The 25,558-nt window shown below is 71.2% G+C and carries 22 protein-coding genes and 1 tRNA gene; 12 read left to right on the forward strand and 11 right to left on the reverse strand.

What is annotated here, in order from left to right; translation table 11 throughout:
* Positions 1-4 precede the first annotated feature (4 nt).
* Complete coding sequence (locus ACWD4O_RS17670; RefSeq protein ID WP_451280727.1) at positions 5-2,356, reverse strand: immune inhibitor A domain-containing protein; 2,352 nt, start codon at positions 2,354-2,356, stop codon at positions 5-7.
* Positions 2,357-2,711: 355 nt separating this feature from the next.
* Here ACWD4O_RS17670 and ACWD4O_RS17675 point away from each other — a divergent pair, with 355 nt between their 5' ends.
* Positions 2,712-3,062 (forward strand): hypothetical protein, encoded by a 351-nt coding sequence (locus tag ACWD4O_RS17675; RefSeq protein ID WP_451280729.1) that lies wholly within the window; start codon positions 2,712-2,714, stop codon positions 3,060-3,062.
* Between the two features lie 103 nt (positions 3,063-3,165).
* Here ACWD4O_RS17675 and ACWD4O_RS17680 read toward each other — a convergent pair whose 3' ends face one another.
* Both ACWD4O_RS17680 and ACWD4O_RS17685 read right to left on the reverse strand, forming a co-directional pair.
* Positions 3,166-3,843: an RDD family protein gene (locus tag ACWD4O_RS17680; RefSeq protein ID WP_451280731.1), complete on the reverse strand. Its 678-nt coding sequence runs from the start codon at positions 3,841-3,843 to the stop codon at positions 3,166-3,168.
* An 82-nt stretch (positions 3,844-3,925) separates the two neighbouring features.
* Positions 3,926-5,461: an RDD family protein gene (locus ACWD4O_RS17685; RefSeq protein ID WP_451280733.1), complete on the reverse strand. Its 1,536-nt coding sequence runs from the start codon at positions 5,459-5,461 to the stop codon at positions 3,926-3,928.
* Between the two features lie 285 nt (positions 5,462-5,746).
* Here ACWD4O_RS17685 and ACWD4O_RS17690 point away from each other — a divergent pair, with 285 nt between their 5' ends.
* On the forward strand, positions 5,747-6,223 hold the full coding sequence (locus ACWD4O_RS17690; protein WP_451280735.1) for an SsgA family sporulation/cell division regulator: 477 nt from the start codon (positions 5,747-5,749) through the stop codon (positions 6,221-6,223).
* Positions 6,224-6,247: 24 nt separating this feature from the next.
* Here the strand turns inward: ACWD4O_RS17690 and ACWD4O_RS17695 are convergent, their stop codons facing one another.
* Positions 6,248-7,618, reverse strand: a complete 1,371-nt coding sequence (locus tag ACWD4O_RS17695) for an FAD-binding oxidoreductase (protein ID WP_451280737.1) — start codon at positions 7,616-7,618, stop codon at positions 6,248-6,250.
* Positions 7,619-7,716: 98 nt separating this feature from the next.
* Here ACWD4O_RS17695 and ACWD4O_RS17700 point away from each other — a divergent pair, with 98 nt between their 5' ends.
* On the forward strand, positions 7,717-9,138 hold the full coding sequence (locus ACWD4O_RS17700; RefSeq protein ID WP_451280738.1) for a tetratricopeptide repeat protein: 1,422 nt from the start codon (positions 7,717-7,719) through the stop codon (positions 9,136-9,138).
* Positions 9,139-9,164: 26 nt separating this feature from the next.
* Here the strand turns inward: ACWD4O_RS17700 and hppD are convergent, their stop codons facing one another.
* A complete protein-coding gene (hppD, locus tag ACWD4O_RS17705; protein ID WP_451280739.1) occupies positions 9,165-10,310 on the reverse strand; it encodes a 4-hydroxyphenylpyruvate dioxygenase in 1,146 nt (381 codons plus the stop codon).
* A 126-nt stretch (positions 10,311-10,436) separates the two neighbouring features.
* Between hppD and ACWD4O_RS17710 the strand changes: the two genes are divergently transcribed.
* The 5 genes from ACWD4O_RS17710 (at position 10,437) to ACWD4O_RS17730 (ending at position 14,647) form a co-directional block, all read left to right on the forward strand.
* On the forward strand, positions 10,437-10,913 hold the full coding sequence (locus ACWD4O_RS17710; protein ID WP_451280741.1) for an Lrp/AsnC family transcriptional regulator: 477 nt from the start codon (positions 10,437-10,439) through the stop codon (positions 10,911-10,913).
* A 39-nt stretch (positions 10,914-10,952) separates the two neighbouring features.
* Entirely contained in the window at positions 10,953-11,600 is a 648-nt protein-coding gene (locus tag ACWD4O_RS17715; protein ID WP_451280743.1) for an ABC transporter permease, read from the forward strand.
* Positions 11,593-12,837 (forward strand): betaine/proline/choline family ABC transporter ATP-binding protein, encoded by a 1,245-nt coding sequence (locus tag ACWD4O_RS17720; protein ID WP_451280745.1) that lies wholly within the window; start codon positions 11,593-11,595, stop codon positions 12,835-12,837. Before ACWD4O_RS17715 ends, ACWD4O_RS17720 begins: the two co-directional genes overlap by 8 nt.
* A 77-nt stretch (positions 12,838-12,914) precedes the next feature.
* The gene (locus ACWD4O_RS17725) at positions 12,915-13,700 is read left to right on the forward strand and encodes an ABC transporter permease (RefSeq protein WP_451280874.1); all 786 of its coding nucleotides are present in this window, start codon (positions 12,915-12,917) and stop codon (positions 13,698-13,700) included.
* Between the two features lie 65 nt (positions 13,701-13,765).
* Positions 13,766-14,647 (forward strand): glycine betaine ABC transporter substrate-binding protein, encoded by an 882-nt coding sequence (locus tag ACWD4O_RS17730; RefSeq protein WP_451280875.1) that lies wholly within the window; start codon positions 13,766-13,768, stop codon positions 14,645-14,647.
* Between the two features lie 39 nt (positions 14,648-14,686).
* Here ACWD4O_RS17730 and ACWD4O_RS17735 read toward each other — a convergent pair whose 3' ends face one another.
* The 6 genes from ACWD4O_RS17735 to ACWD4O_RS17760 all read right to left on the reverse strand — a co-directional run bounded on the left by ACWD4O_RS17735 (position 14,687) and on the right by ACWD4O_RS17760 (position 20,515).
* On the reverse strand, positions 14,687-15,478 hold the full coding sequence (locus ACWD4O_RS17735) for a YlbL family protein (protein WP_451280747.1): 792 nt from the start codon (positions 15,476-15,478) through the stop codon (positions 14,687-14,689).
* Between the two features lie 89 nt (positions 15,479-15,567).
* Positions 15,568-16,218 (reverse strand): IclR family transcriptional regulator, encoded by a 651-nt coding sequence (locus ACWD4O_RS17740; RefSeq protein ID WP_351911782.1) that lies wholly within the window; start codon positions 16,216-16,218, stop codon positions 15,568-15,570.
* Between the two features lie 308 nt (positions 16,219-16,526).
* Positions 16,527-18,323, reverse strand: coding sequence for a DEAD/DEAH box helicase (locus ACWD4O_RS17745; RefSeq protein ID WP_451280749.1), 1,797 nt, complete (start codon positions 18,321-18,323; stop codon positions 16,527-16,529).
* A gap of 133 nt (positions 18,324-18,456) precedes the next feature.
* Complete coding sequence (locus ACWD4O_RS17750) at positions 18,457-18,828, reverse strand: type II toxin-antitoxin system death-on-curing family toxin (RefSeq protein ID WP_451280751.1); 372 nt, start codon at positions 18,826-18,828, stop codon at positions 18,457-18,459.
* Positions 18,825-19,022 carry a hypothetical protein gene (locus tag ACWD4O_RS17755; protein WP_371660291.1) on the reverse strand — a complete coding sequence of 66 codons (198 nt, stop codon included), beginning with the start codon at positions 19,020-19,022 and terminating at the stop codon, positions 18,825-18,827. Before ACWD4O_RS17755 ends, ACWD4O_RS17750 begins: the two co-directional genes overlap by 4 nt.
* 32 nt (positions 19,023-19,054) lie before the next feature.
* Positions 19,055-20,515, reverse strand: coding sequence for an MFS transporter (locus ACWD4O_RS17760; protein ID WP_451280753.1), 1,461 nt, complete (start codon positions 20,513-20,515; stop codon positions 19,055-19,057).
* Between the two features lie 262 nt (positions 20,516-20,777).
* Here ACWD4O_RS17760 and ACWD4O_RS17765 point away from each other — a divergent pair.
* The 4 genes from ACWD4O_RS17765 (at position 20,778) to ACWD4O_RS17780 (ending at position 25,515) form a co-directional block, all read left to right on the forward strand.
* Positions 20,778-20,849, forward strand: a tRNA-Cys gene (locus ACWD4O_RS17765).
* 202 nt (positions 20,850-21,051) lie between these two features.
* A complete protein-coding gene (locus ACWD4O_RS17770; RefSeq protein WP_451280754.1) occupies positions 21,052-21,600 on the forward strand; it encodes a hypothetical protein in 549 nt (182 codons plus the stop codon).
* Positions 21,597-22,871: a hypothetical protein gene (locus ACWD4O_RS17775; RefSeq protein ID WP_451280756.1), complete on the forward strand. Its 1,275-nt coding sequence runs from the start codon at positions 21,597-21,599 to the stop codon at positions 22,869-22,871. Before ACWD4O_RS17770 ends, ACWD4O_RS17775 begins: the two co-directional genes overlap by 4 nt.
* 265 nt (positions 22,872-23,136) lie before the next feature.
* Positions 23,137-25,515 carry an endonuclease/exonuclease/phosphatase family protein gene (locus ACWD4O_RS17780; protein WP_451280877.1) on the forward strand — a complete coding sequence of 793 codons (2,379 nt, stop codon included), beginning with the start codon at positions 23,137-23,139 and terminating at the stop codon, positions 25,513-25,515.
* The last annotated feature ends 43 nt before the right edge of the window (positions 25,516-25,558 follow it).

The following is a 25,558-nucleotide window of genomic DNA, read 5'->3' on the forward strand; positions in this document are numbered from 1 at the left end:
TCGGCTACTTCGCCGACGGACCGACCTTCACCTTGATCGTGGAGCCGTTCAGGGCCTCCTTGACGATCTTGATCGAGGTGTTGGTGTCAGTGACCTTGACGCCCGCGAGCGGGGTCAGCGCGTCGGAGTACGTCGACTTTCCGTCGTCGAAGACGCCGACGCCCGGACGGGACTTGATCTTGACCGCGACATCGGCCTTGTGGAGCGTGATCGCGTCCGTGCGGTACAGGCTGAACGGCGAGTCGAAGCTCTGCAGACGGGCGTTCATCGCGGTGCCGTTCGCCCACTTCAGCGCGGTGGGGTGCGAGTCGATCGGAAGGATCAGGCCCTCACCCGGGTGGACGCTGGTGTTGTCGTCCGCCTGGGAGGTGTCCCACTTCCAGATCAGCAGGCCGTTCTGGTACGGGTAGTGCTCGACCCAGTCGGGGCGCGTCGTCGAGAAGCCGAAGTTGTACGGGCCGACCTTGAGGGTCTTGTCGTACGACACGTACTGGCGGTTCTCGGCGATGTAGTACTGCGCGTAGTCGTCCGTGATGGACGCGCCGATGCGGGAGAAGCCGCTCGCCGTCCAGGCCGCGTCGGCGCTCTCCGCGTTGTCGGAGAACAGCGTGGCGCCGTCCGCCGTCACGGTGATCTCGTCGGCCGTGAAGCCCTTCTGGGCCACGCCGCCGTCGGTGGCGTAGCGGAAGCGCAGGCTGATCTGCTTGCCCGCGTAGGCGTTCAGCGGGAACGTCAGCTTCTGGTGGGCGTCGACCGTGCCGGTGAGGGCCGGCTTGCCGCTGCCGTCACGCGGGATCGCGCTGCCGTCGGCCAGCGTGCCGTCGATCGGCGTGTAGTTCGCGCCGCCGTCGGTGGAGACCTCGGTGTACAGGTAGTCGTAGTCCTGCTCGATGTCCCACCAGCCGTCCAGGGAGAGGGCGGCAGCGGTCTTGCCGGTCAGGTCGACCGTGCGGGTCAGGGTGTTGCGCAGGTTGTCGCCGCTGCCGCTCCACCACTGCGTGGCGCCCTCGGCCGGGGCGACCACCTCGGTGGTGACCTCCTTCTCCGGCAGCTGGACCACGAGGGCCTGGGCGTTCTTGGTGTTGTACTCCGCGACGCCGAGCGTGTGGGTGGACTTCACGCCGGCCTTGGCGACGTCGTAGTCCAGCCAGCCGAGCTGCAGCTTGTCCCAGGCGTTCATGTCGCCGGGCAGGTCGCCGATGGCCTCCTTGCCGGTGCCGAGCCAGGAGCCGGACGACATCAGCGTCCAGAAGCCGGTGGAGTTCTCGCCGCCGCCGGAGGTGTCGTACTCGTCCGGCAGGCCGAGGTCGTGGCCGTACTCGTGGGCGTAGACGCCGAGTCCGCCGTTCTCCGGCTGGATGGTGTAGTCGCCGACCCAGATGCCGGTGTCGCCGACCTGGGCGCCGCCGAGCTTGTTGGTGTCCGGGCCGGTGGAGCCAGCGTCGGTGCCGAAGGCGTACCAGCGGTGGGCCCAGATGGCGTCCGCGCCCTGGGCGCCGCCGCCCGCGGACTCGTCCTCGCCGGCGTGCACGATCTGGAAGTGGTCGATGTAGCCGTCGGACTCGTTGAAGTCGCCGTCGCCGTCGAAGTCGTAGCGGTCCCACTGGTCGAACTCGGCCAGCTCGGCCTTGATCTCGGCGGGGGTGGCGCCGGCCGCCTCGCGCTCGGCGACCCAGGCATTGACGCCGTCCTGGACCGCGTACCAGGCGCCGGTGGAGGCGTCGTTGGAGCCGTAACGGGCCTCGTTGTAGGGGACCTTGACCCAGTCGGTCACCTCGCCCTCGACCGAGTAGCGGCCCGAGGACTGCTTCTCGTAGTACTTCTTCAGCGACTCGGTGTTCTTGCCGGTGCCGAAGTACAGGTCCTGGAAGTGCGCCTGGTTGTAGTCCGCCTGCCAGGCCGTGCTGTTGTCCTTGGTGCGGTCCGGCGCGGCTATCTGGTTGTGCAGCGGGCCGACCGTGCCGCCGTAGCGGGGGTCGACCTGGTCGCCGAACTCGACGAGGATCGTGAAGATCTTGTCGGTCTTCTCGCGGCCGAGCTCGACGTACTTGCTGTCGCCCTTGCGGCTGTCGAGCTGGACGACCTTGGAGCCGTCCCGGTCCTTGACCGTGGCCTCGCCGGATATGACCTGCTTGAGGGCCTCCTCGCGCTGGGCTTCCTGGGTCTTGCTGAGCGGCCCGTCGAAGTCGTGCTCGTGGGCCTTCTCGGGCTGCGGGTCCTGCCGGTCCGCCGCCGGGGCCTTCGCCGAGCCGTTCTCGGCGGCCTGCGCCACGGCGAACGTCGTGAACGTCGCCGAGGCCGCCGCAAGGGCGACGACCGTCGCGGCCGTTCTGAACGTCCAGGTTCTACTGCTCACTTGATGTCCTCCCACGCACGCGCCCGTGCGCGCGGTAGGGGGGATTCCCTGTCAAGGAAGGTCCGCGCGCTGTTATACGCGTGTAGTCAAGTGACGCCATTTGACTACTGGTTTGGAAGAAAAGACAGACCTTGACTTGAACAAGTCAATTGCATTATCAGGACCGGCTGTTCGCATTGCGGACATATGACTGTTACATGACGGGCGCGCACGCCAGTCCACTGGGTGGACGTCATGACTCCGTGCGCCCCCTGTGCACCGGCACCGTGGGTTAGGTCACGCTTACCGTTCGTTCCACTCGGGCATGCAGCCGAATAGAGTCGAGACCGCCCCCGCTTCCGAGGACACGATTGCCATGCCTCGTCCGAACCTCGCACAGCTCACGTACGGTTCCTGCACCGTCATCTTCTCGACGCTCGCCATGCTGCTGCTGTCACAGACGAGTTCGGGCCCCGGCATCGCCGTCATCGTCGTCGCCGCAGTCGCGCTCGGCGTGCTCGTCGCCATGACGGTACCGGCGCAGAAGTCGCCCGGGACCATCGTGGCCCGCTCCGCGGCGAAGAAGCCCGCGAGCAGGCCCGAGCCCGTCTCCGTTCCCGTCACCCCGGTCACCGTCGCCGTTCCGGTGCACGCGCCCGCGAACGCGCCCGTGCCGGCTTCGGTCGCCGCCGCGCCCGAGCCCGTCCGGGAGCGCACGGCCCCCTGACACCCGGCTGTACCCACGGCCAGGGCCGACGCCTCCTGCGAGGCGTCGGCCCTGGCCGTGCGTGCTGCCGGCTGTGCTGCCGTGCGTGCTGCCGGAGGGTGCGTCAGCCGGTGCTGACCACCACCGTCTTGGCCGCCTTGTCGTGCAGGCCCTGCTTGTAGGGCTTGTCGAAGAAGCTCCAGCCGCCGCAGATCGCCGTCCACAGACAGGCGCAGCAGAACGCGAACGGCACCCACAGCACCAGCGCCCGGATCAGCGACGTCTGCGCGGAGGGCGTGGAGCCGTTGTCGAGGTTGGCCACCCGCATGCCGAGCCACTTCTTGCCCAGCGTCTGGCCGGACCGGGCGGTCAGGACCGTGTCGTACGCGACGTACAGGATCGCGGTGACCAGCTCCCGCCCGAAGGTCTTGCCGAACTCGATGTCGTCCGTGTCCACGGTGTACTGCGCGACCCCGAACGCCCATGACAGCAGCGCCACCACGATGAAGACGAGGATCATGTCGATGATCCGGGCCAGCGTGCGCTTGCCGCTGTCGGCGAGCGGCGGCATCCCGGCGAGCGGGTCCGCGGGGTAACCCCCGTAGGGGTCGCCGCCGTACGGACCGCCGCCCCCGTACGGGCCGCTGCCGCCGAACGGTTCCTCCGGCCCCTGCGGGCCGTGCGGGGTGTCGTACGGCGAGCCCTGCCCCTGGTCGTGCGGGGGCTGCGGCGGCCGCTTCCTGAACGGGTCGTCCTCCGGCGGCTCGCCGCCGCCTGAGCCGGGGGGCGGTTCGGTGGTCATGCCCCCGAGTCGACCGCGAACCCCCCGGCTCCGCATCCGGCGAGCGGCCGTCCGGGGTACCGGTCCCGGCCGGTCGTACCGGTCAGCCGGCGACGAAGGTGTGCGCCGCCTTGTCGTGCCAGCACTGCCGCCACGGCTTGTCGAACAGGCCCCAGAAGACGCCCACGACACCGACGACGAGCAGACCGGGCACGCTGTAGACGAGCCAGCGGCGCAGGGCCGCCCCGAAGGACGGCGGCGAGCCGCCCTCGATGTCGCGCACCTCCAGCCCGAACAGCTTCTTGCCCAGCGTGCGGCCCCACTTGGCGGTCGGCAGCGCCTCGTACACCACCCCGAAGACCAGCAGGACGGCGAGGACGATCCCCAGGTACACCGACGTCGTGCCGTCGAGCAGCCAGACGGTGACGGTCTCGCCGGTGAGCTTGGCCGCGTCGATCTTGTCGTTGACGTGGTCGAGGGCCTTCAGGCCGAGCGGCACGGCGGCGGCGCCCGTGACGGCCGCGAGGACGACCGTGTCGACGAGCCGGGCCGCGAACCGCTTGCCGAGGCCGGCCGGACGCGCCTCGGACTGCCGCCGGGCGGCCGCCTGGAAGATGTCCTCGACCGGCGGCTTCCACGGCGCGACGGGCCCGTCCTCGCCCGCGAGCCGATGCACCTGCTGCGCCCAGGAGGGCTGCCCGCCACCGGAACCGGGGATCGTCGGCACGGCGGGCTGCGGCGACGCGGGAATCGGGCCGCCGGGACCGGCCGCCTGCTGCGGGAGGCTCGGCGCGACCTGCTGGGCGGCGGCGGCCGGGAAGGCCGCGGGGCCCTGCGGGGCGGGGACGGCCGCCTGGGCCGCCGCGCGTTCGGCGGCGGCCTTGCCCGCGCCGAAGCCGGGCTTGGCGGAGGCGGCGGGCGTCGCCGGGGGCGCTGGCGGAGCCGTCGTCGGGCCCTGGGTCCCGGGGGCGTAGCCCGCGACGGGGCCGGGGGCGGCGGCCGGCGTGCTCCCGGGGGGCGCGCCGGGCGCGCCGTCCTGGTGGCCCGTGCGCGGGGCCGGCGCACGGAAGGCGGCGGCGCCCTCGTCGGGGACGGGGCCGGCGGGACCGGAGGGGGCCGCGCCCGCGTCGCCCGCCGTCGGCCGGCGGAAGACGAACGTGCCCCCGGAGACCACGTCCCCGGCGCCCGCGCCGTCGGCCGCCGGCTCGGCGGGCGGGATCGTCGTCATGCCGTCCGTGCTCGTCGACTGGCCCTCGGGCTGGGCCGGCGCGGGCACTCTCGGGTCGGCGGCCTGCGGGGAGCCCCAGGAGACCCGGCGGTCCTGGTCGCCGCCGAAGCCGGACTGACGGGAGCGGTCGGCGCCCCACGCGGAGGCGGGCTCGGGGCCGCCGCCGTACGGGTCGGCGGGAGCCACGGCCGGGTCCTCGTCGAAGAAGTGCGGGCCGGTCTCCTCCACGGAGGCCGCGGGCCCGCCGCCGGGCGGGGGCGTGAGCGGCCGGCCGTCGGACGGCGCCGGTCGGCTGGTGCCCGGTACCCAGGAGGCACCGTTCCAGTACCGGACGTATCCAGGGATGGACGGGTCCGGGTAATACCCTTCGCGGGGCCGGTCGTCGCCGGGTGCCGGGGTTGGGGCGCTCATGTCCGTCGTCCCGTATCTGCTCGGGGGTGGGATGGGGGGCTCCACATCTATCAGACCGACGCAAGCCTCACCGCCAGTCCTGCCGTACCCGCTCGTTTCCGGGCAACCCCGTGCAGGCTCTTCACACGTTCGGAACCGGACCATGTCCTCGGCCGCCGCCCGGGGACGGGAACTCACAGAAAAAAGTTCTCCGAACCCGCGTAATGGTTCCGGCTCCCCTCGCTCTCCACTCGTACGGGCCCACCCGCGGGCCCGTGCGAGGCCCGTTTCGAGAGGAGAACCGACATGCATCACACGGTGGTGGAGCGCGAACTGGAGCTCAGGCTCATCCTGTCGCCGGAGCGCAGCATCCCGGTCCCGGCCCGGCTCAGCTTCCGCAGCGACGACCCCTTCGCCGTCCTCGTCACCTTCCACATCAACTCCGAGCAGCCCGTCAACTGGACGTTCGCCCGTGAGCTGCTGGTGGAGGGCGTGTTCCGGCCGTGCGGGCACGGGGACGTGCGGGTGTGGCCGACGAAGGCGGAGGGGCGCAGCGTCGTGCTGATGGCGCTGAGCTCACCCGACGGCGACGCCCTTCTCCAGGCGCCCGCGCCGCAGGTCTCGGCCTGGCTGGAGCGGACGCTGCGGGTGGTGCCGCCGGGGACCGAGGCCGATCAGCTCGGCATCGACGACGGCCTGGCGGAGCTGCTCGCCCCGACTCCGGCGGACGAGCTGTGGCTCTCCGACCCGTGGCCGGGGGACGGGTCCCGCGACGGAGAGTGAGGGGGTGTGAGGGAGAGTGAGTGATCAGAACAGTTTGCCCGGGTTGAGGATGCCCAGCGGGTCGAAGGCCGCCTTCACGGCCCGCTGCATCTCCACTCCGACGGGTCCGAGCTCGCGCGCCAGCCACTCCTTCTTGAGCACGCCCACGCCGTGCTCGCCGGTGATGGTGCCGCCGAGTTCCAGGCCGAGGCCCATGATCTCGTCGAAGGACTCGCGGGCGCGCCGGCACTCGTCGGGGTCCTGCGCGTCGAAGCAGACCGTCGGGTGGGTGTTGCCGTCGCCCGCGTGGGCGACGACCCCGATGGTCAACTCGTGTTTCTGCGCGATGCGTTCGACGCCTTCGAGCAGCTCGCCGAGTCGCGACCGGGGCACGCACACGTCGTCGATCATCGTCGTGCCCCTGACGGCGTCCAGGGCGACCAGCGCCGACCGCCGTGCCTGGAGCAGGAGTTCGGACTCGGCGAAGTCGTCGGCGGGCACGACCTGGGTGGCGCCGGCCGCCTCGCACAGCGCGCCGACGGCGGCGAGGTCGGCGGCCGGGTCGGGGGTGTCGAAGGCCGCCAGCAGCAGCGCCTCGGTGGTCTCCGGAAGTCCCATGCGGGAGAGGTCGTTGACGGCCCTGACCGTCGTACGGTCCATGAGTTCGAGGAGCGACGGGACGTGCCCGCCGGCCATGATCCGGCAGACGGCGTCGCACGCGGCGGCCCCGGAGGCGAACTCGGCCGCCAGCACCAACTGCCGCGGGGGCCGCGGCCGCAGCGCCAGGATCGCCCGGACGACGATGCCCAGCGAGCCCTCGGAGCCCACGAACAGCCGGGTGAGGTCGTACCCGGCGACGCCCTTCGCGGTGCGCCGGCCGGTGGTCATCAGCCGGCCGTCGGCCAGGACGACGTCCAGGCCGAGGACGTACTCGGCCGTCACCCCGTACTTCACACAGCACAGGCCGCCCGAGGCGGTGCCGATGTTGCCGCCGATCGTGCACATCTCCCAGCTGGAGGGGTCCGGCGGGTAGTACAGACCGAGTTCGTCGACCGCGCGGGAGAGGGTCGCGTTGACGACGCCCGGCTCTACGACGGCGATGCGGTCGACCGGGTTGATCTCGAGGATGCGGTCCATCTTGACGAGGGAGAGGACGATGCAGCCCTCGGAGGCGTTGGCGCCGCCGGACAGGCCGGTGCGGGCGCCCTGGGGAACGACCGGGACGCGCAGTTCGGTCGCCGTGCGCATGACGTGCCGGACCTCTTCGGCCGTGCGCGGCAGCACGACCACGGCCGGGGTGCCGGCCGGGCAGAAGCCGGCCATGTCGTTGGCGTAGGAGACCGTGACGTCCGGGTCGGTGAGGACGGCCTCGGCGGGCAGGCCGGTGAGCAGACGTTCTACGAGGCTACGGCTCATGATCACAGGTTCGCACCCGGGGCCATCGGTGTGAACCCCGTCCGCCGGACGCTTCGGCTGACGTCATACGGTCGTCGTACTGGCGCACAGTGAACGCCATGGAGAACGACGCCATGGAGAACGAACAGCGCACCGAAAAGACGTTCCGGCCACGGCGGCGGCTGATCGTCGGCTCGCTCGTCGGGTGTCTGGTGCTGGGCGGCGGGGTGCTGATGTTCCTGCCCGGCGGAGGGTCGGGGCAGCGGGCGCCCGCACCGGCCGCGGGGGCGCAGGCGGCCACGGCGGTCCGGGCCGGGGTGCCGGCCGCGCTGTCCGACCTGGCGGTGCTGATCGACGAGCGCGAGAGCCGGGTGCGGGAGCATCCGCGGGACGCGCGGTCCTGGGCGGTGCTCGCCGCGGCCTACGTCGAGCAGGGCCGCCGCACCGCCGAGGTGGCCGTCCAGTACCCCAAGGCCGAGCAGGCGCTGCGGACCTCGCTGAAGGTGCGCCCCAGGAACAACGCCGACGCCCTCGACGGGCTGGCCGCGCTGGCCAACGCGCGCCGTGACTTCCGGGCCGCCCTGAGCTGGGGCGAGGCCGCGCGCAAGCTGGCGCCGAAGCGCTGGACGACGTATCCGCAGCTCATCGACGCGTACACGGGGCTCGGCGACTACAAGAAGGCCCGCAGGTCCCTGGACCGACTGCTGGCGCTGCGCTCCGGGCCGGCCGTGCGGGCGCGGGCCGCGGGCGTCTACTGGGAGCGCGGCTGGCGCGAGGACGCGCAGGCGGCGCTGGCGGACGCGGCGGCCGGCGCCTCCTCCCCCGCCGAGCAGGCGGCCTGGCTGGAGCGGGCCGGGCAGCTCGCCTGGGAGCGCGGCGACCGGGAGGACGCGCTGCGGCACTTCCAGGAGGCGGTCCGGATCGACCCCGACCAGCGGGCCGCGCAGGCCGGGCAGGGCCGGGCGCTGGCTGCGCTGGGGCGGACCTCGGAGGCGCTGAGCGCGTACCGGGCGGCGCTCGCCAGACAGCCGCTGCCGGGTTACGCGCTGGAGCTGGGCGAGCTGTACGAGTCGCTGGGGCTCACCCAGGCGGCGCATGTGCAGTACGACCTGCTGCGAACCCGGGTGCGGCAGGAGGCGGCGGGCGGGGTCGACGGGGAGCTGCTGCTCGGCCGGTTCGAGGCGGACCACGGGGACCCGGTGTCGGCGGTGCGGCGGCTGCGGGCCGAGTGGCGACGCCAGCCCGGGATCGCGGTCGCGGACGCGCTGGGCTGGGCGCTGCACCGGGCCGGCGACGACAAGGCGGCGCTGGGGTTCGCCCTGATCGCCACCGACCGGGTGCACGGCGGCGCGGTGCACAGCGCGCCGTACCTCTACCACCTGGGCATGATCGAGCGGAAGCTGGGCAAGGACGGGCCGGCCCGGCGGCATCTGCGGGAGGCGTTGCAGATCAACCCGTACTTCTCGCCGCTGCTCGGCCCGGTGGCCCGGGAGGCGCTGGCCCAGCTGGGCGAGGTACCCGAACGCCCGCTGCCCGAATGACGCCTCTCCCGGCCGGCGCGTGACTTCTACAGGTTGCCGCGCTTCTCCTGCTCGCGTTCGATCGCCTCGAACAGGGCCTTGAAGTTGCCCTTGCCGAAGCCCATCGAGCCGTGCCGTTCGATGATCTCGAAGAAGACGGTCGGGCGGTCCTGGACCGGCTTGGTGAAGATCTGCAGCAGATAGCCGTCCTCGTCGCGGTCGGCGAGGATCTTCAGCTCGCGCAGGGTCTCGACGGGGACGCGGGTGTCGCCGACCCACTCGCCGAGGGTGTCGTAGTAGGAGTCCGGGGTGTCGAGGAACCGCACGCCGGCCGCCCGCATCGTCCGTACCGTCTGCACGATGTCGTTGGTGTTGAGCGCGATGTGCTGGACGCCGGCGCCGCCGTAGAACTCCAGGTACTCGTCGATCTGGGACTTCTTCTTGGCGATGGCGGGCTCGTTGATCGGGAACTTGACCTTGAGGGTGCCGTCCGCGACGACCTTCGACATCAGCGCGCTGTACTCGGTGGCGATGTCGTCGCCCACGAACTCCTTCATGTTCGTGAAGCCCATGACCTTGTTGTAGAAGCCGACCCACTCGTTCATCCGGCCGAGCTCGACGTTGCCGACGCAGTGGTCGATCGCCTGGAAGGTGCGGTGGGAGGGCGGTTCGACGATCGGGTCCGCGGCTGTGAACCCCGGCAGGTACGGGCCGTCGTAGCCGGAGCGGTCGACGAGGGTGTGGCGGGTCTCGCCGTAGGTGGCGATCGAGGCGAGGACGACCGTGCCGTGCTCGTCCTTCAGCTCGTGGGGCTCGGCGATCGAGCGGGCGCCGTGCTCGACGGCGTAGGCGTACGCGGCGCGCGCGTCCGGGACCTCGATGGCGAGGTCGACGACGCCGTCGCCGTGCTCGGCCACGTGCTGGGCGAGGAAGTGGCCCCAGGCGGTGGCGGGCTTGACGACGGAGGTGAGGACGAACCGGGCCGAGCCGTTCGTGAGCACGTACGAGGCGGTCTCGCGGCTGCCGGTCTCCGGTCCGGAGTAGGCGACCAGCCGCATGCCGAAGGCGGTGGAGTAGTAGTGCGCCGCCTGTTTGGCGTTGCCCACGGCGAAGACGACCGCGTCCATTCCCTTCACCGGGAAGGGGTCGGCCTGCCGGGCGGTGTCGGGAGTGCGGTGCGTGGTCTGCGTCATAGCGAAAGCCTCGCTCCGGCTCGCAAGGTGCGCAATAGTTCCCGTGTCGGCTGGACAATATGCCCAGTGGCGCGACGGTTTCGGCGGGCTTTCTGTACAGGGTGACCATCTCGGAGGCGGGCGCATATGGCGATCGATCAGCTGGACGGCCGGATCATCGTGCTGCTGGCCCGGGAGCCGCGTCTGGGGGTGCTGGAGATGTCCCGGCGGCTGGGGGTGGCCCGGGGGACCGTGCAGGCGCGGCTCGACCGGCTTCAGTCGAACGGAGTCATCCGGGGATTCGGACCGCAGGTCGATCCGGCGGCCCTCGGCTATCCGGTCACCGCGTTCGCCACCCTCCAGATCCGGCAGGGGCAAGGGCCCGACGTACGGGCGCACTTGGCATCGGTGCCGGAGGTGCTGGAGCTGCACACCACCACCGGCGGCGGGGACATGCTGTGCCGGCTGGTGGCCCGGTCCAACGCCGATCTCCAGCGGGTCATCGACCGGGTTGTCGGTTTTGATGGCATTGTCCGGGCGTCCACCGCGATCGTGATGGAGAACCCCGTTCCGCTGCGGATCATCCCGCTGGTGGAACAGGCCGCCGAGGACGCACGGGAGTAGGACCCAGTCGATCCGGTCGATGTCGGGCGGTGAACGCGTGTGAGCTTCTGGGAGTATCTGGACAGCCGTCACCAGCAGCTCCTCACCGACGCCTGGCAACACGCCAGCGTCGTCTTCCAGTGCATGGTCGTGGCGACCCTGGTGGGCGTGCTGATCGGGACCGTCTCCTACCGCAGCGAGTGGGGCGGCAGCCTCGCCACCACCGCCACCTCCACCATCCTGACCGTCCCGTCGCTCGCCATGATCGGTCTGCTGATCCCGGTGGTGGGCCTGGGCGTGCCGCCGACGGTGATCGCGCTGACCCTGTACGGGCTGCTGCCGATCGTGCGGAACTCCATCGTCGGACTGCGTGGCGTCGACCCCGCCCTGGTGGACGCGGCGACGGGCATCGGGATGTCCCGGCTGACCCGGCTGGCGCGGGTCGAGCTGCCGCTGGCCTGGCCGCCGATCCTGACCGGGATCCGGGTCTCCACCCAGATGCTGATGGGCATCGCCGCCATCGCCGCGTACGCCTCCGGGCCCGGCCTCGGCAACGAGATCTTCCGTGGCCTCGCCTCGCTGGGCAGCAAGAACGCGCTCAACCAGGTCCTCGCGGGCACGCTCGGGATCATCGCCTTGGCCCTGCTCTTCGACGCCGCGTACGTCCTGCTCGGACGGCTGACGATTCCCAGGGGGATCCGTGTCTGACGCCCGGTCCGAGTCGCATGGCGCGTCGATCGAGCTGGAGAACCTCAGCAAGCGGTATCCCGGCAACCCCCACCCGTCCGTCGACAGCGTCAACATGGAGATCAAGGCCGGTGAGACGGTCGTCTTCGTCGGGCCGTCGGGGTGCGGGAAGTCGACCACCCTGAAGATGATCAACCGGCTGATCGAGCCGACCGGCGGGCGGATCCGGATCGGCGGCGAGGACGTCACCGACATCGACCCGGTGAAGCTGCGCCGCAAGGTCGGCTACGCGATCCAGTCCTCCGGGCTCTTCCCGCACATGACGGTCGCGCAGAACATCGCCCTCGTGCCGAGGATGATCGGCTGGCCCAGGACCCGGATCCGGGACCGCGTGGAGGAGATGCTCGACCTGGTCGGGCTCGACCCCGGCGAGTTCCACGGCCGCTATCCGCGCCAGCTGTCCGGCGGGCAGCAGCAACGGGTGGGCGTCGCCCGGGCCCTGGCGGCGGATCCGCCGGTGCTGCTGATGGACGAGCCGTTCGGGGCCGTCGACCCGATCACCCGCGACCACCTCCAGGACGAGCTGATCCGGCTCCAGCACGAGCTGCACAAGACGATCGTGTTCGTCACCCATGACTTCGACGAGGCGATCAAGCTCGGCGACCGCATCGCGGTGCTGCGCGAACGCTCGCACATCGCCCAGTTCGACACCCCGGAGGCGATCCTCACCAACCCGGCGGACGACTTCGTCTCCGGGTTCGTGGGCGCGGGGGCCGCCCTGAAGCGGCTCAACCTCAGCCGGGTACGGGACGTGGAGATCACCGACTACCCGACGGTGACCGTCGACGACCCGCTGCAGACCATCTTCAACCGGCTCCGCTCCAGCGGCACCAACGAGATCCTGCTCCTCGACAAGCGGCGCCGGCCCTACAAGTGGCTGCGCCGCGGCGACCTGATGCGGGCCAGGGGCTCGCTGGCGCGGGCGGGAACCCTGGTCAGCGACACGGTGACCCGGGACGCCACCCTGCGCGACGCGCTGGAGGCGGTGCTGACGGACAACACCGGACGCGTCGTGGTCACCGGGCGGCGCGGCGAGTACACCGGGGTCGTCGACATGGAGACGCTGATGAACTCCGTCCACGAACTGCTGGAGGCCGACCGGCTGGAAGCGTTGGAGGCGCAAGCCGAGCTGGAGGAGGCCCGGGCCGCGCAGACGCACGCGGAACAGGAGGGCCCGGCCGGGGAGGCGAAGGCATGAGCACTCCGGAGCTGGACGAGACCCCCGGGCCGGACGGCGTGCTCGGACCGGACGGCGTGCTCCTGCCGCCGGAGGAGATGGAGACCGCGGTCCCGCCGCCCCCGCCGCCCCCGCCGTCGCCCCTGCGACGCCTCACCTGGCAGCAGCTGACCCTCGTGCCCGCCTTCATCGTCGCCCTGATGCTCGCGACCTGGCTGTGGTTCGTGCAGGCGGACCTGGACGCGATCTCCAAGAACGCGCTGTCCGACGGGCAGGTGTCGAAGGCGCTGTGGCAGCACGTGGAGCTGACGGCGATCTCCACGTTCTTCGTGCTGATCATCGCCATCCCGCTGGGCGTCCTGCTGACCCGCCGGGCGTTCCGCAAGGCCACCCCGATCGTCATGACCGTCGCCAACATGGGCCAGGCCACCCCCGCGATCGGGCTGCTCGCCCTGCTGGTGATCTGGCTGGGCACCGGCATGAAGGCCGCCCTCATCGGCATCATCGCCTACGCCATCCTGCCCGTGCTCTCCAACACCGTCGCGGGGCTGAAGGCCAACGACCCGACGCTGCTGGAGGCGGCCCGCGGGATCGGCATGTCGCCGACGGGCGTGCTCAGCAGGATCGAGATGCCGCTCGCCGTCCCGCTGATCCTGGCCGGCGTGCGCACGGCCCTCGTCCTGAACGTCGGCACGGCGACGCTCGCGACCTTCGGCGGGGGCGGCGGCCTGGGCGTGCTGATCACGACCGGCATCACCACCCAGCGCATGCCGGTACTGGTACTGGGCTCGATCCTCACCGTCGCCCTGGCCCTGCTGGTCGACTGGCTCGCCTCGCTGGCCGAAGTGCTGATGCGGCCACGGGGGCTGGAGGTGGACCGGTGAAGCGCCCCCCGGCCGTGGCGGCGCTGGCGCTGCTCGCCGGCTGCGGGCTGACCAGCGGCTCGCCCATGGTCGACGACGTCTCGCCCGGCTCGATCGGCCGGGGCGAGCCGCTCAAGGGCGCCCATCTCACCGTGACGTCCAAGTCCTTCACCGAGAACCTCATCCTCGGCGCGATGATGGGCATCGCCTTCGAGGCGGCCGGCGCGGACGTCCTGGACCGCACCGGCATCCAGGGGTCCATCGGCTCGCGCGAGGCGGTCCGCAAGGGCGACGCCGACGGCATGTACGAGTACACGGGCACCGCCTGGATCACCTACCAGGGCAACAGCAAGCCCATCGCCGACCCCCAGGCGCAGTGGCAGGCCGTGCACGACGCCGACCTGAAGAACGGGGTGACCTGGCTGCCCCCGTCACGGCTGAACAACACCTACGCGCTGGCGATGAACCAGGACGCCTACCGCAAGTACGGCACGAAGACCCTGTCGGACGTGGCCGCCCTCGCCAAGTCGGACCCCGGCGCGGTGACGCTGTGCGTGGAGAGCGAGTTCGCCAACCGGGCGGACGGGCTGCCGGGTATGCAGAAGGCGTACGGGATGAACGTGCCGGCGTCCCGGATCACGCAGATGGACACCGGGATCATCTACACCCAGGTGCAGAAGGGGAGTTGCACGTACGGGGAGGTGTTCACCACCGACGGGCGCATCAGGTCCATGAACCTGGTGGTGATGGCCGACGACAAGAAGTTCTTCCCCAACTACAACGCCGCGCCCGCGATCAACTCGAAGACCTTCAAGAAGTGGCCGGCGATCGCGGAGGTCCTCAACCCCGTCACGAAGAAGCTCACCAACAAGGTGGCGCAGGAGCTGAACGCCAAGGTCGACGTCGACGGGGAGGACCCGCATCAGGTGGCGCTGGACTGGATGAAGAAGGAGGGGTTCGTGAAGTAGGCCCGCTGTCGGCCCGCTCTGGGCCCGCTGTCGGCCCGGTCAGCAGGCGGGTACGGAGCCGGTGCCCTGCTCCAGCGCGACCAGCGCGCTCACCGCGCCCTTGAGCGTGGTGACCGGGATCAGCCGCAGCCCCTTGGGCAGCTCGGACTTGGCGTCGCCGCACTCGTCCTTCGGCACCAGGAAGACGGTCGCGCCGTCCCGCCGGGCGGCCTGCGTCTTCAGGGCGACGCCGCCGACCGCGCCCACCGTGCCGTCGGCCTCGATCGTCCCCGTGCCGGCGATCGACCGGCCGCCGGTGAGGTCGCCGCCGCTGCCGTCGCCGTCGAGCTTGTCGACGATGCCCAGCGAGAACAGCAGCCCGGCGCTCGGGCCGCCGACGTCGGACAGCTTCAGCGTGACCTTGACGTCGTCGTCGGAGAGCTTCAGGTACTTCAGCGCGGCCTCGGTCGCGGCGTCCTGGGACTGCTCCATCTGCTCGGTGTTGTGCTGCTCGATCTCCTTCGTGCTCTCCCCGCTGGGGTAGACCGAGTCGCGCGGCATGATCGCCTGGTCGGCACGGAACCAGCCGTCGATCACATCGCCGAGGGTGACGTCCGTGTCGGGGCCGGTCGCCTCGATCGTCGTCATCCGCAGCTGCCCGCTGGTGTCCCGGGTGGGCGCGCCGGAGATCGTGATCACCTGGGCGCCCTGGTTCTCGCCGAGGACGTTCGCCGTCATGCCCGGCTGCGCCACCGCGAACGGCAGCGGCGCGAACGCGGCCGTGGCGAGCAGCGCCACGAGGGGCAGAGCGCAGACTACGAGGGCCTGGGGGCGTGAGAGGCGTGAGAGCACGGGGTCAATCTAACGTGGCCATGCGTGCGGGCCCGCGGCTGGATGTCGTCGTCGTCCGGCCGCGGGCCGCCGTACCTCTGCGACCGCGCTCAGCGCAGTGCCTCCGCCACCTCCCGTGCCGCGTCCACGACCCGCGGGCCCACGCGCTCCGGCACCGCGTCGGCGAGCATGACCACGCCCACGCTGCCCTCGACGCCGGTCACACCGAGCAGCGGGGCGGCCGCGCCGCTCGCGCCGGCCTCCAGCTCGCCGTGGGTCAGCGTGTAGCCGGGCTCGTTCGGCGGCGGCGCCGGCTTCTGCCGGGCGGAGAGGATCGCCCGGCCGGCGGCCCCCCGGTCCAGCGGATGCCGGAACCCGGCCCGGTAGGCGACGTGGTAGTCCGTCCAGGTCGGCTCGACGACGGCGACGGCGAGCGCCTCCGTCCCGTCCACCAGGGTGAGATGCGCGGTCGCGCCTATGTCCTCGGCCAGCGAGCGCAGGGCGGGCAGGGCGGCCTCCCGCACCAGCGGATGCACCTGCCGGCCGAGCCTGAGCACTCCGAGACCGACCCTGGCTCGCCCGCCCAGGTCGCGCCGTACGAGTGCGTGCTGCTCCAGGGTGGCGAGCAACCGGTACACGACGGTCCGGTTCACACCCAGTTTGTTGGAAAGTTCGGTGACGGTCAGCCCGTGGTCGGTGTCGGCCAGCAGCTTGAGGACCTTCAGTCCTCGATCGAGCGTCTGGGAGGTCTCCGCGGTCACGACTCCCACTCCTTAAGTGGTGAGGTCGGCAACCCCCGTCGCGGCGGATGCGTCACCGAGTCCCGTCAGTGACGCGCTTCAGAGGCCGCCGATCGACAGATGGGCCCGGCGTGTCCGGGCCCAGTCGCTTCACGGCTGCGCTCCGCGGCGGCGCTGCCACGGGGCGTGTGCGTAGCGGGACAGTAGCGAAGCAGGTTCGCTGAGCGGAAGGCTCCGTCCAGAATCCGGTCATTGGCCGGTATGGACTACTTGTATTTATCCCGATACGTACGGAGCGTGACTCCTCTGCGAGCGCCCTCGCAGAGGAGTCACTTCATCCGGGTGGCCCACTCCTGCACCTTGGCGATGCGCTGCCGCAGCTGTCCCGCCGTCGCCTCCGCGCTCGGCGGTCCGCCGCACACGCGCCGCAGCTCGGTGTGGATCACACCGTGCGGCTTGCCGCTCTGATGGACGTACGCGCCGACCATCGTGTTGAGCTGCTTGCGCAGCTCCATCAGCTCCTTGTGCGAGACGACCGGCCGCCGCTCGGCCGGCAGCTCCAGCAGATCGGCCTCGGCGTCCGGCCGCTTCTTGCTGTGCGCGATCTGCTTGGCCTGCCGCTTCTGCAGCAGCAGCTGGACCTGGTCGGGTTCGAGGAGCCCCGGGATGCCGAGGTAGTCCTGCTCCTCCTCGCTTCCCGGGTGGGCCTGCATGCCGAACTCGGCGCCGTTGTACATCACCCGGTCGAAGACGGCCTCGGACTCCAGCGCCTCGAAGGCGAACTGCTCCTGCTCGCCGGTGTCCTCGTCCTGCTCCTTGTTCGCCTCGTCCATCTCCTGCTCGGACTCGGCGTACGGATCCTCCTCGCCCTCCTTCTTCGGCTTGTCGAGGGCGTGGTCGCGCTCGACCTCCATCTCGTTGGCGAAGGTGAGCAGGTCGGGCACGGTCGGCAGGAACACGGAAGCGGTCTCGCCGCGCCGCCGGGACCGCACGAAACGGCCGACGGCCTGGGCGAAGAAGAGGGGGGTGGAGATGGTGGTGGCGTACACGCCGACGGCCAGCCGGGGCACGTCGACGCCCTCGGACACCATCCGCACCGCGACCATCCACCGGTCGTTGCCGGCGCTGAACTCGTCGATGCGGTTGGACGCGCCGGTGTCGTCGGACAGGACGACGGTCGCCTTCGACCCGGTGATCTCGCGGATCAGCTTGGCGTAGGCGCGGGCGGAGTCCTGGTCGGAGGCGATGACGAGCGCACCGGCGTCCGGGATGGCCTTCCTGACCTCGGTGAGCCGCTGATCGGCGGCGCGCAGCACGCTCGGCATCCACTCGCCGCGCGGGTCGAGGGCCGTCCGCCAGGCCTGGCTGATCGCGTCCTTGGTCATCGGCTCGCCGAGCCGGGCCGCGATCTCGTCGCCGGCCTTCGTCCGCCAGCGCATCTGGCCGCTGTAGGAGAGGAAGATGACCGGCCGCACGACGTTGTCGGCGAGCGCGGACCCGTAGCCGTAGGTGTAGTCGGCGGAGGACCGCCGGATCCCGTCGTTGCCCTCCTCGTACGTCACGAAGGGAATGGGATTGGTGTCCGACCGGAACGGGGTACCGGTCAGCGCCAGCCGCCGGGTGGCGGGCTCGAACGCCTCGAGGCACGCCTCGCCCCACGACTTGCTGTCACCGGCGTGGTGGATCTCGTCGAGGATGACGAGCGTCTTGCGCTGCTCGCTCCGGTTGCGGTGCAGCATCGGGCGGACGCCGACGCCCGCGTACGTCACGGCGACGCCGTGGTAGTCCTTGCTGAGCGGTCCGGCGCTGTACTCGGGATCGAGCCGGATGCCTATCCGGGCCGCGGCCTCCGCCCACTGCTTCTTCAGATGCTCGGTCGGCGCGACCACGGTCACCTGCTGCACGACATGGTGGTGCAGCAGCCAGGAGGCGAGGGTCAGCGCGAACGTCGTCTTGCCGGCACCGGGGGTGGCGACGGCGAGGAAGTCGCGTGGCTGCTCCTGGAGGTACCTCTCCATCGCTCCCTGCTGCCAGGCTCGCAGCTTGCCGGCGGTGCCCCAGGGGGCCCGGCCGGGGAAGGCGGGCGAGAGGTGATGGGAGTGCGAGTTGGCGGCGGCGGTAGTCACGGTCTCCGTTGGGTGGTCGAGCGGCTCGGCTACGTATGACAACCGGGCCACCCTACCGGCGGCCCGCTCCTGTCAACGTGCGTACGAGGCGGGGTGCCCGGGGATGGGACTCAGCTCACAGCATCCGCAGGGGTCAGCGCGCGAAGCGCGGCAACCGGGCAGCGATCTTCGGCACGTCGAGGGCTCCTTGGCAGACATCGAGGACGAACGCCTCGGCCTCGTCCACGTCGAACTCCGCGTCCAGCGGATGTCCGTCCATGTGCAGGAAGACCCAGGTCGCGTACCAGGCGATGCGCTTGTTCCCATCGATGAGGGCGTGATTGCGGGCGAGGGACTCCATCAGCGCCGCGGCCTTCTGCCAGACGTCCGGATAGGCGTCCTGCCCGAACACACTCGACTGAGGGCGCACGAGGGCCGAGTCCAAGAGCCCGAAGTCGCGCACGTCGTCAGCCTCGAGCCGCTTCGCGAGGTTCAGCAGTTCGGGCAACCTCAGGTAGTGCGTCAAGCGAGCCTCCGGTTCAGCTCGGCACTCGCCTTCAGTACGTGGTCAGCGGCCTCGTTGAACAGTCTCGAATGCTCGTTTATGGCCGCGATCACGGCGTCGTGCGCGAACGCCTGCATGCTGCGCCCCTCCGCTGCCGCACGTTCGCGCAGCGCGTCGAGCTCATCGTCCGAAAACCGCAGATTCAGTCCAGCCATGCCTCAACGGTACTGCGTGGTACCAGATAGTGTCACCGCGATTCCGCCCGCAACCGCGTAGTCACCCACGCCCCGAACAACGCCACGCCCGCCATCGGCAGGAAGACGGCGACGAACGCGGCCGGATGCGAGGACCCGCCGGCCGTCGTGGCCGTGTGCGAGACGGCGCCTCCGCCGAGGGCCGCGAAGGCGGCTCCCCCGACGGCCAGCAGCAGCACATTGGACAGCCCGTCCGAGATCTGCAGCGCGGCGGAGTTGGCCCCCGCCTTCTCGGGAGCGGAGAGCTGCAGCAACAGCACGCTGGTGGAGGAAATGACGAGCCCCATCCCGAAGCACCCGACCCCCCAGGCGACGGCCACGATCCAGGCGGGCACGGAGTGGATCAGCACGCTGGGAGCGGAGGCGATGGCGACAGCGGTCAGCACCATCCCGAGCGCCATGAACCGCTCCCGGTACGGCTCCACCCGCGGCCGCGACTGCACCCACGACCCGAGCGCCCAGGTCCCCCCACCGGCGGCGAGCGAGAGCCCGGCAAGGGTCGGACTCAGCCCCCGCTGCGTCACGAGCATCAACGGCACGAACGAATCGGCGGCGATGAAGGACCCGGCGGCCACCCCGCGCAACAGCACGACGGACGGCAGCCCCCGGGCGGCCCGCCAGGTACCGCGCGGAAGCAGCCCGAGCACGGCAGGCGCGAGCAGCGCGACACCGGCGGCGGCCGGAACCACCGACACGGGCCTCAGATCCTGGGCGGCGTACTGCAGAAGCCCGGCCCCGAGAGAGATCCCGAGGGCGAGCCGAATCCGCCGCCGGTCGAAGCCCGCCCCGGACGCCCCCTCCACGGGCCCACCGGCCCGCCGCCGTATCTGAGGCAGCGCGAGCGCAAGCGGAAGGACGACGAGGACGGGTATCCCGAGAAACACCCACCGCCACCCGAGCTGCTCGGTCACCGTCCCGGCGGCAAGCGGCCCGACGACGGACGGCACGACCCAGGCGGCAGCGAACGCGGCCATGATCGCGGGCCGCAGCCGCTCCGGATAGGCGCGCCCGACGACGACGTACAACGCGACGACCACCAGCCCGCCCCCGAGCCCCTGCACGGCCCGCCCGAGAATGAACACCCACATGACCCCGGCGCTCCCGGACAGCAGCAGCCCGGCCCCGAAGGCGACGATCCCCCCGCCCAACGCCCCGAGCGGCCCCCGCCGATCGGACCACTGCCCGGCGAACACCATCCCGAACAGGCTGGTCGTGAAGTACCCGGAGAACGCGAACGCGTACAACGACACCCCGTCGAGCTCCCGCGCGGCGACAGGCATGGCCGTCCCCACCGCGGTGGCCTCGAACGCGATGAGCAACACGACGGAGACGATCCCGACGCTGAGGGCCCGATAGGACCGCCCGAGGACGGTCTCGGTCTCAGGGTGACTCTCCACTGCAGAGGAAACGGGGTCGTCTGCGACACCGGCGTCGCGAGGTTCGAGGGCAGCCATGGCCGCCAGCGTAAGGTCCACAATCGCCGTTGACCCCTGTCGGAAGACGGGACCCCACCCGAGACCTTGGTCGTAGGCCTGCTGCACCCCTTTCGCCGCTGCACCCCTTTTGCCGCTGCTCCGCTCCTCCGCTCCTCCGCTTCATGAACGGCGTATGGCAGTCCCATTGCAGCGCGCCCGCGCCCCTTGAGCGACGTCCGGACCGGACCGTACGGTCGACCTACCAAGTTCGGAACGGGGCCTCAACCCCCCACCCCGACCTGGCCGTGTGCCCGAGTGGCTTAGGGACTCGCCTGCAAAGCGAGGTACGTGGGTTCAATTCCCGCCACGGCCTCTGACCGGCCTGACCAGGCAGAACGAAAGGGCGGCACCCCACATGGGGTGCCGCCCTTTCGGCCGTCCGTCTCCGTGCTTGAACTTGATCGTGTGAGACGACTGCTGACCGGCTTTTGCGATGTCCTTTGTTCTCCCGGCAGTCGGGGTCGCGTGGTGGGACTCTGTGGGCGCTTCTTCGGAATGGGCGGTGGGAGGGGTCGATGGGGATCGTGGGGCCTGGTCGGGGTGTCGTGTGGGCCGCCGTGGGGGTGGCGGGGGTGGGGTCGGCAGGGCTCGTGTCGCTCGCCGTCCTGGGGGATCTGAATGCCGCGGGGCAGGTGGCGAGTGTCGTCGGCGCGGTGGTCGGGTTGGCCGGGGTGGTGATCTCCGTGCTCGCTCTGAACGGTGCTTCAGGCAACGGTGCTTCAGGCAACGCCGCCCCCGGCAATACCCCCGATACACCCGATACACCCGATACACCCAGCACTCCCGACGCCCCTGGCAGCGCCCCGGACCGCCACCCCGACGACGCCGACAACGCCGACGACGCCGGCCGCCCCCAGCGGCTCGTGCGGGCCGAGCGCGGTGGGATCGCGGCCGGCGGGGACCTCGTCGGGAACGCGATCGGGCACGGTGCCGTGGTTTCCGGGCCGCGCACGCCCAGGCGGCGGGCAGCCGGGGGCCGGGGTGAGGTTCAGGCCGGGCCGGACTCGGTGGCCGCCGTCGGGGACATCGTCGACAACGCGTTCGGAGACGACAGCCGCCGATGACCGGACAGCCCTGGCCCCGCAGAAAACGCCCCGCCGAGACCGACCCCGTCCCCGCCTCCCCCGTCGACGGCCCCCGCCATCTGCACGTGGGCCCCGACGCCATCGGGGTCGGCGGCAGTGTCGAGAACTCCGCGTGCGCCCCGGACAGTCGGGTCACCAACATCGGTGAGCTGCACATCCACCACGCGGCTGCCGGCGCCGAGCCGCAGGGAGGGGCGCTGCCGGAGATCGAGTCGGCCCTCGCCGACCTCCAGCGACACGCCGACCGACTCGCCACCCACGCCGAGCGACTCGCCGCGCTCGAACGCGGGCCCGCCCCGCACGCGGACGCCGCCCTCGCCGACTTCCGGCACTACACGACCCAGGTCGACGCCTACGCCGACCGGCTCCTCACCGTCGAACGCCGACTCGCCGACCTCCAGTCGCACGGGGTCCGACTCGCCGCCTACGCCGAGCGGCTCGCCGCACTCGAAGGCCAACTCGCCGACTTCCAGCAACGCCAGGTCGACACGCTGGCCGCCAACGCGCGGCTGCAGGAGCAGCGCGACGCCGCCTATGCCTCCGCCGCCGCCTCCGAGGCCGACCACCGTGCCGAACGCCGACGCCGTGAGGCCGCCGAAGCCGCCGGACAGCGCGCCGAGTTGCAGGCGGCGGCCGAACGGGCCCGCGCCGACCAGCACGCCGCGGAACGCGACGACGCGCGTCTGCGGCCGCACCAGGAGGAGCGCGAGCCGGTCGCCGTGCTCAGCGGTCCGGGCCCGGCGGCCACTGTCAGCGCCGCTGCCGCTGCCGCCCCGGCAGGCACGGCACGCCCGGGACATGTGCACCAACAGGTGGTGCGGGCCGCCGGGAGCGAGATCGTCTTCGGCAGCTCTCCTTGTGACAGACGCTGGTGCCTGCGCCGCCGCCGACGCCTCGTGCATCACTCGCGCTTCGGGCTGGAGCGCCCGCACATCAAGTACCAGAAGATCGCCGGGATGAGAGTGCCGCGCATCGTGGGCAGTTGCTCGTTGCGCTGGTGCTCACGCTGTTTCCGGCAAGACCACGGCCAAGGGCTCGGGACCACCGTCGCCGTCCTCGGGATGGTCGCCTGTGTCGCGGCCGGAATCGGGCTCTACCGGGTCGGCGCTCCCTGGTGGATCGGGTTCCCGGCCGTGCTCGGTCTGTTCTTCGCCATCCCGTTCGCGGTGGACCGGGTCGACCTGAGCGACCCTCAGCCGAGCCGGTCGGCCCCATCCGGCAAGGACGACACCCCGATCGTTCTCAGCTGACTCCGGCCGGGGCTCCGGCTGGGGCTCCGGCCGGGGCTCCGGGGCTCCGGGGCTCCGTCCGCGACTCCGACGCACCCGGACCAACTCACCTTCCCGTTCCCCGGATTTAACCTACGACCTCTTGGCGATCCCCTCTCTACGCGCGTAACTTGAGCCGACTCCCCCACACCACCATCGGCCGGACCCGACGACGTACGAGGAGATCGCCAGCGTGTCCAGATCTGTAGGTAACAGACCCCGCCGTACCGTCTACGCGCTCATATCCGTGGGTGTGGCGAGCGCGTTCGCCATCACCTCGCTGCCCGCGGCCTACGCGACGCCGTCCGCCTCCGCGGTGATCTCCGAGGTGTACGGCGGCGGCGGGAACTCGGGAGCGACCCTGACGCGGGACTTCGTCGAGCTCGGCAACGCGGGCACGGCGGCCTACGACCTGGCCGGGTTCAGCGTGCAGTACCTGCCCGGCTCGCCGTCCTCCTCCTCGACCTGGCAGGTCACCGCGCTCAGCGGCAGCGTCGCGCCCGGCGGGCGGTTCCTCGTCGGCGAGGGCACCGGATCCGGGGGGACCGTCGCCCTGCCCGCCGTCGACGCCACCGGGTCCATCGCCATGAGCGCCACCACCGGCACCATCGCGCTCGTCTCCGGCACCGCCGCCCTGACCTGCAAGACCGCCGCCGACTGCGCCGCCGACAGCCGGATCGTCGACCTGGTCGGGTACGGCAGCGCCGTCGTGCGGGAGGGCAGCGGGCCGGTCACCGGGGCTTCCAACACCGCCTCCGTCAGCCGCGCGGCCGCCCTCGCCGACACCGACGACAACGCCGTCGATCTCGCGTCCGGGACGCCGTCCCCCGTCAACTCCGCCGGGCAGACCCCGGATTCGGGCAGCGGGGACGGAGACGGGGACGGGGACCCGACCACCCCCGGTACCGTCCGCGTCCATGACATCCAGGGCGCCACCCGGCTCTCCCCGCTCGCCGGGCAGACCGTCACCCGGGTGCCGGGCATCGTCACCGGGGTGCGGACCTCCGGGTCCCAGGGGTACTGGATCCAGGATCCGGCGGCCGACGCCGATCCCCGGACCAGCGAAGGCGTCTTCGTGTACACCGGGTCCACCACGCCGACCGTGGCCGTCGGGGACTCCGTGCTGGTCAGCGGCAAGGTCGCCGAGTACTACCCGAGCAGCACCAGCCAGTCCCTCACCGAGCTCACCGCGCCGACGGCGACCGTGCTGAGCAGCGGGAACGCCCTGCCCGCCGCCGTCACCGCCGACGCGAGCAGCGTTCCGAACGCCTACATTCCCACCGCCGGCGGCGCGAGCATCGAGTCGCTCCCGCTCGAACCCGCCGTCTACGCCCAGGACTTCTTCGAGGCCGCCGAAGGCATGCGCGTCTCGTTCTCCGACGCCCGTGTCGTCGGCGCGAGCAACGAGTACGGCGAGCTGTGGGTGACCGTCAAGCCGGAGGAGAGCACCACGCCCCACGGCGGCACGCTCTACTCCTCCTACGACCAGCCCAACACCGGCCGGCTGAAGGTGATGTCGCTCGACACCGCCGCCGCCTTCCCGGTCGCCGACGTCGGCGACGAGCTGTCCGGCAGCACCACCGGGCCGCTCGACTACTCCACCTACGGCGGCTACAACGTCCAGGCCACCCAGCTGGGCACCCTGGTCGACAACGGGCTGAAGCCGGAGGTGACCCGCCGCCAGAAGGGCGACGAGCTCGCGGTCGCCACGTACAACGTGGAGAACCTGGACGCGCTGGAAGACCAGGAGAAGATCGACCGGCTCGCCCAGGGCATCGCCGTCAACCTCAACTCCCCCGACGTCGTCGCCCTGGAGGAGATCCAGGACGACAACGGCGCGACGAACGACGGCACCGTCACCTCCGAGGCCACGCTGAAGCGGTTCACGGACGCCATCCGCGCGGCCGGCGGCCCCCGGTACCAGTGGCGGTACATCGCCCCGACGAACAACCAGGACGGCGGCGAGCCCGGCGGCAACATCCGTCAGGTGTTCCTGTTCAACCCCAAGCGGGTCTCGTTCACCGACCGGACCGGCGGCGACGCCACCACCGCCACCGGCGTGGTGAAGACCCGCAAGGGCGCCCGTCTCACCTACTCCCCCGGGCGCATCGACCCGACCGGCGACGCCTGGGACAACAGCCGCAAGCCGCTGGTCGGCGAGTTCGTCTTCCACGGCGAGACCGTGTTCGTCATCGCCAACCACTTCACCTCCAAGGGCGGCGACCAGCCCCTGCACTCCCGCTACCAGCCGCCGGCCCGCAGCTCCGAGACGCAGCGTCAGGCGCAGGCCGCCGAGGTGAACGCGTTCGTCAAGTCCCTGCTCGCGGCGGACAAGAACGCCAAGACCGTGGTGCTCGGCGACCTCAACGACTACGAGTTCTCTCAGACCGTCAGCACGCTGACGGACGGCAAGGTCCTCAAGCCGCTGATCACCACCCTGCCGGCCGACCAGCGCTACACCTACGTCTACGACGGCAACTCGCAGACCCTGGACCACATCCTGACCAGCCCGGCGGTCACGCACTTCGACTACGACGTGGTGCACATCAACGCCGAGTTCGCCGACCAGGCCAGCGACCACGACCCGCAGATCGTACGGATCGACGTCAGCCGCTGCCGCCACTAGGCGCTCCGCTGGATGTGCCGCGATGTGCCGTCGTTCTGCTGCG

The sequence above is a fragment of the Streptomyces sp. NPDC002623 genome, from assembly GCF_053592635.1.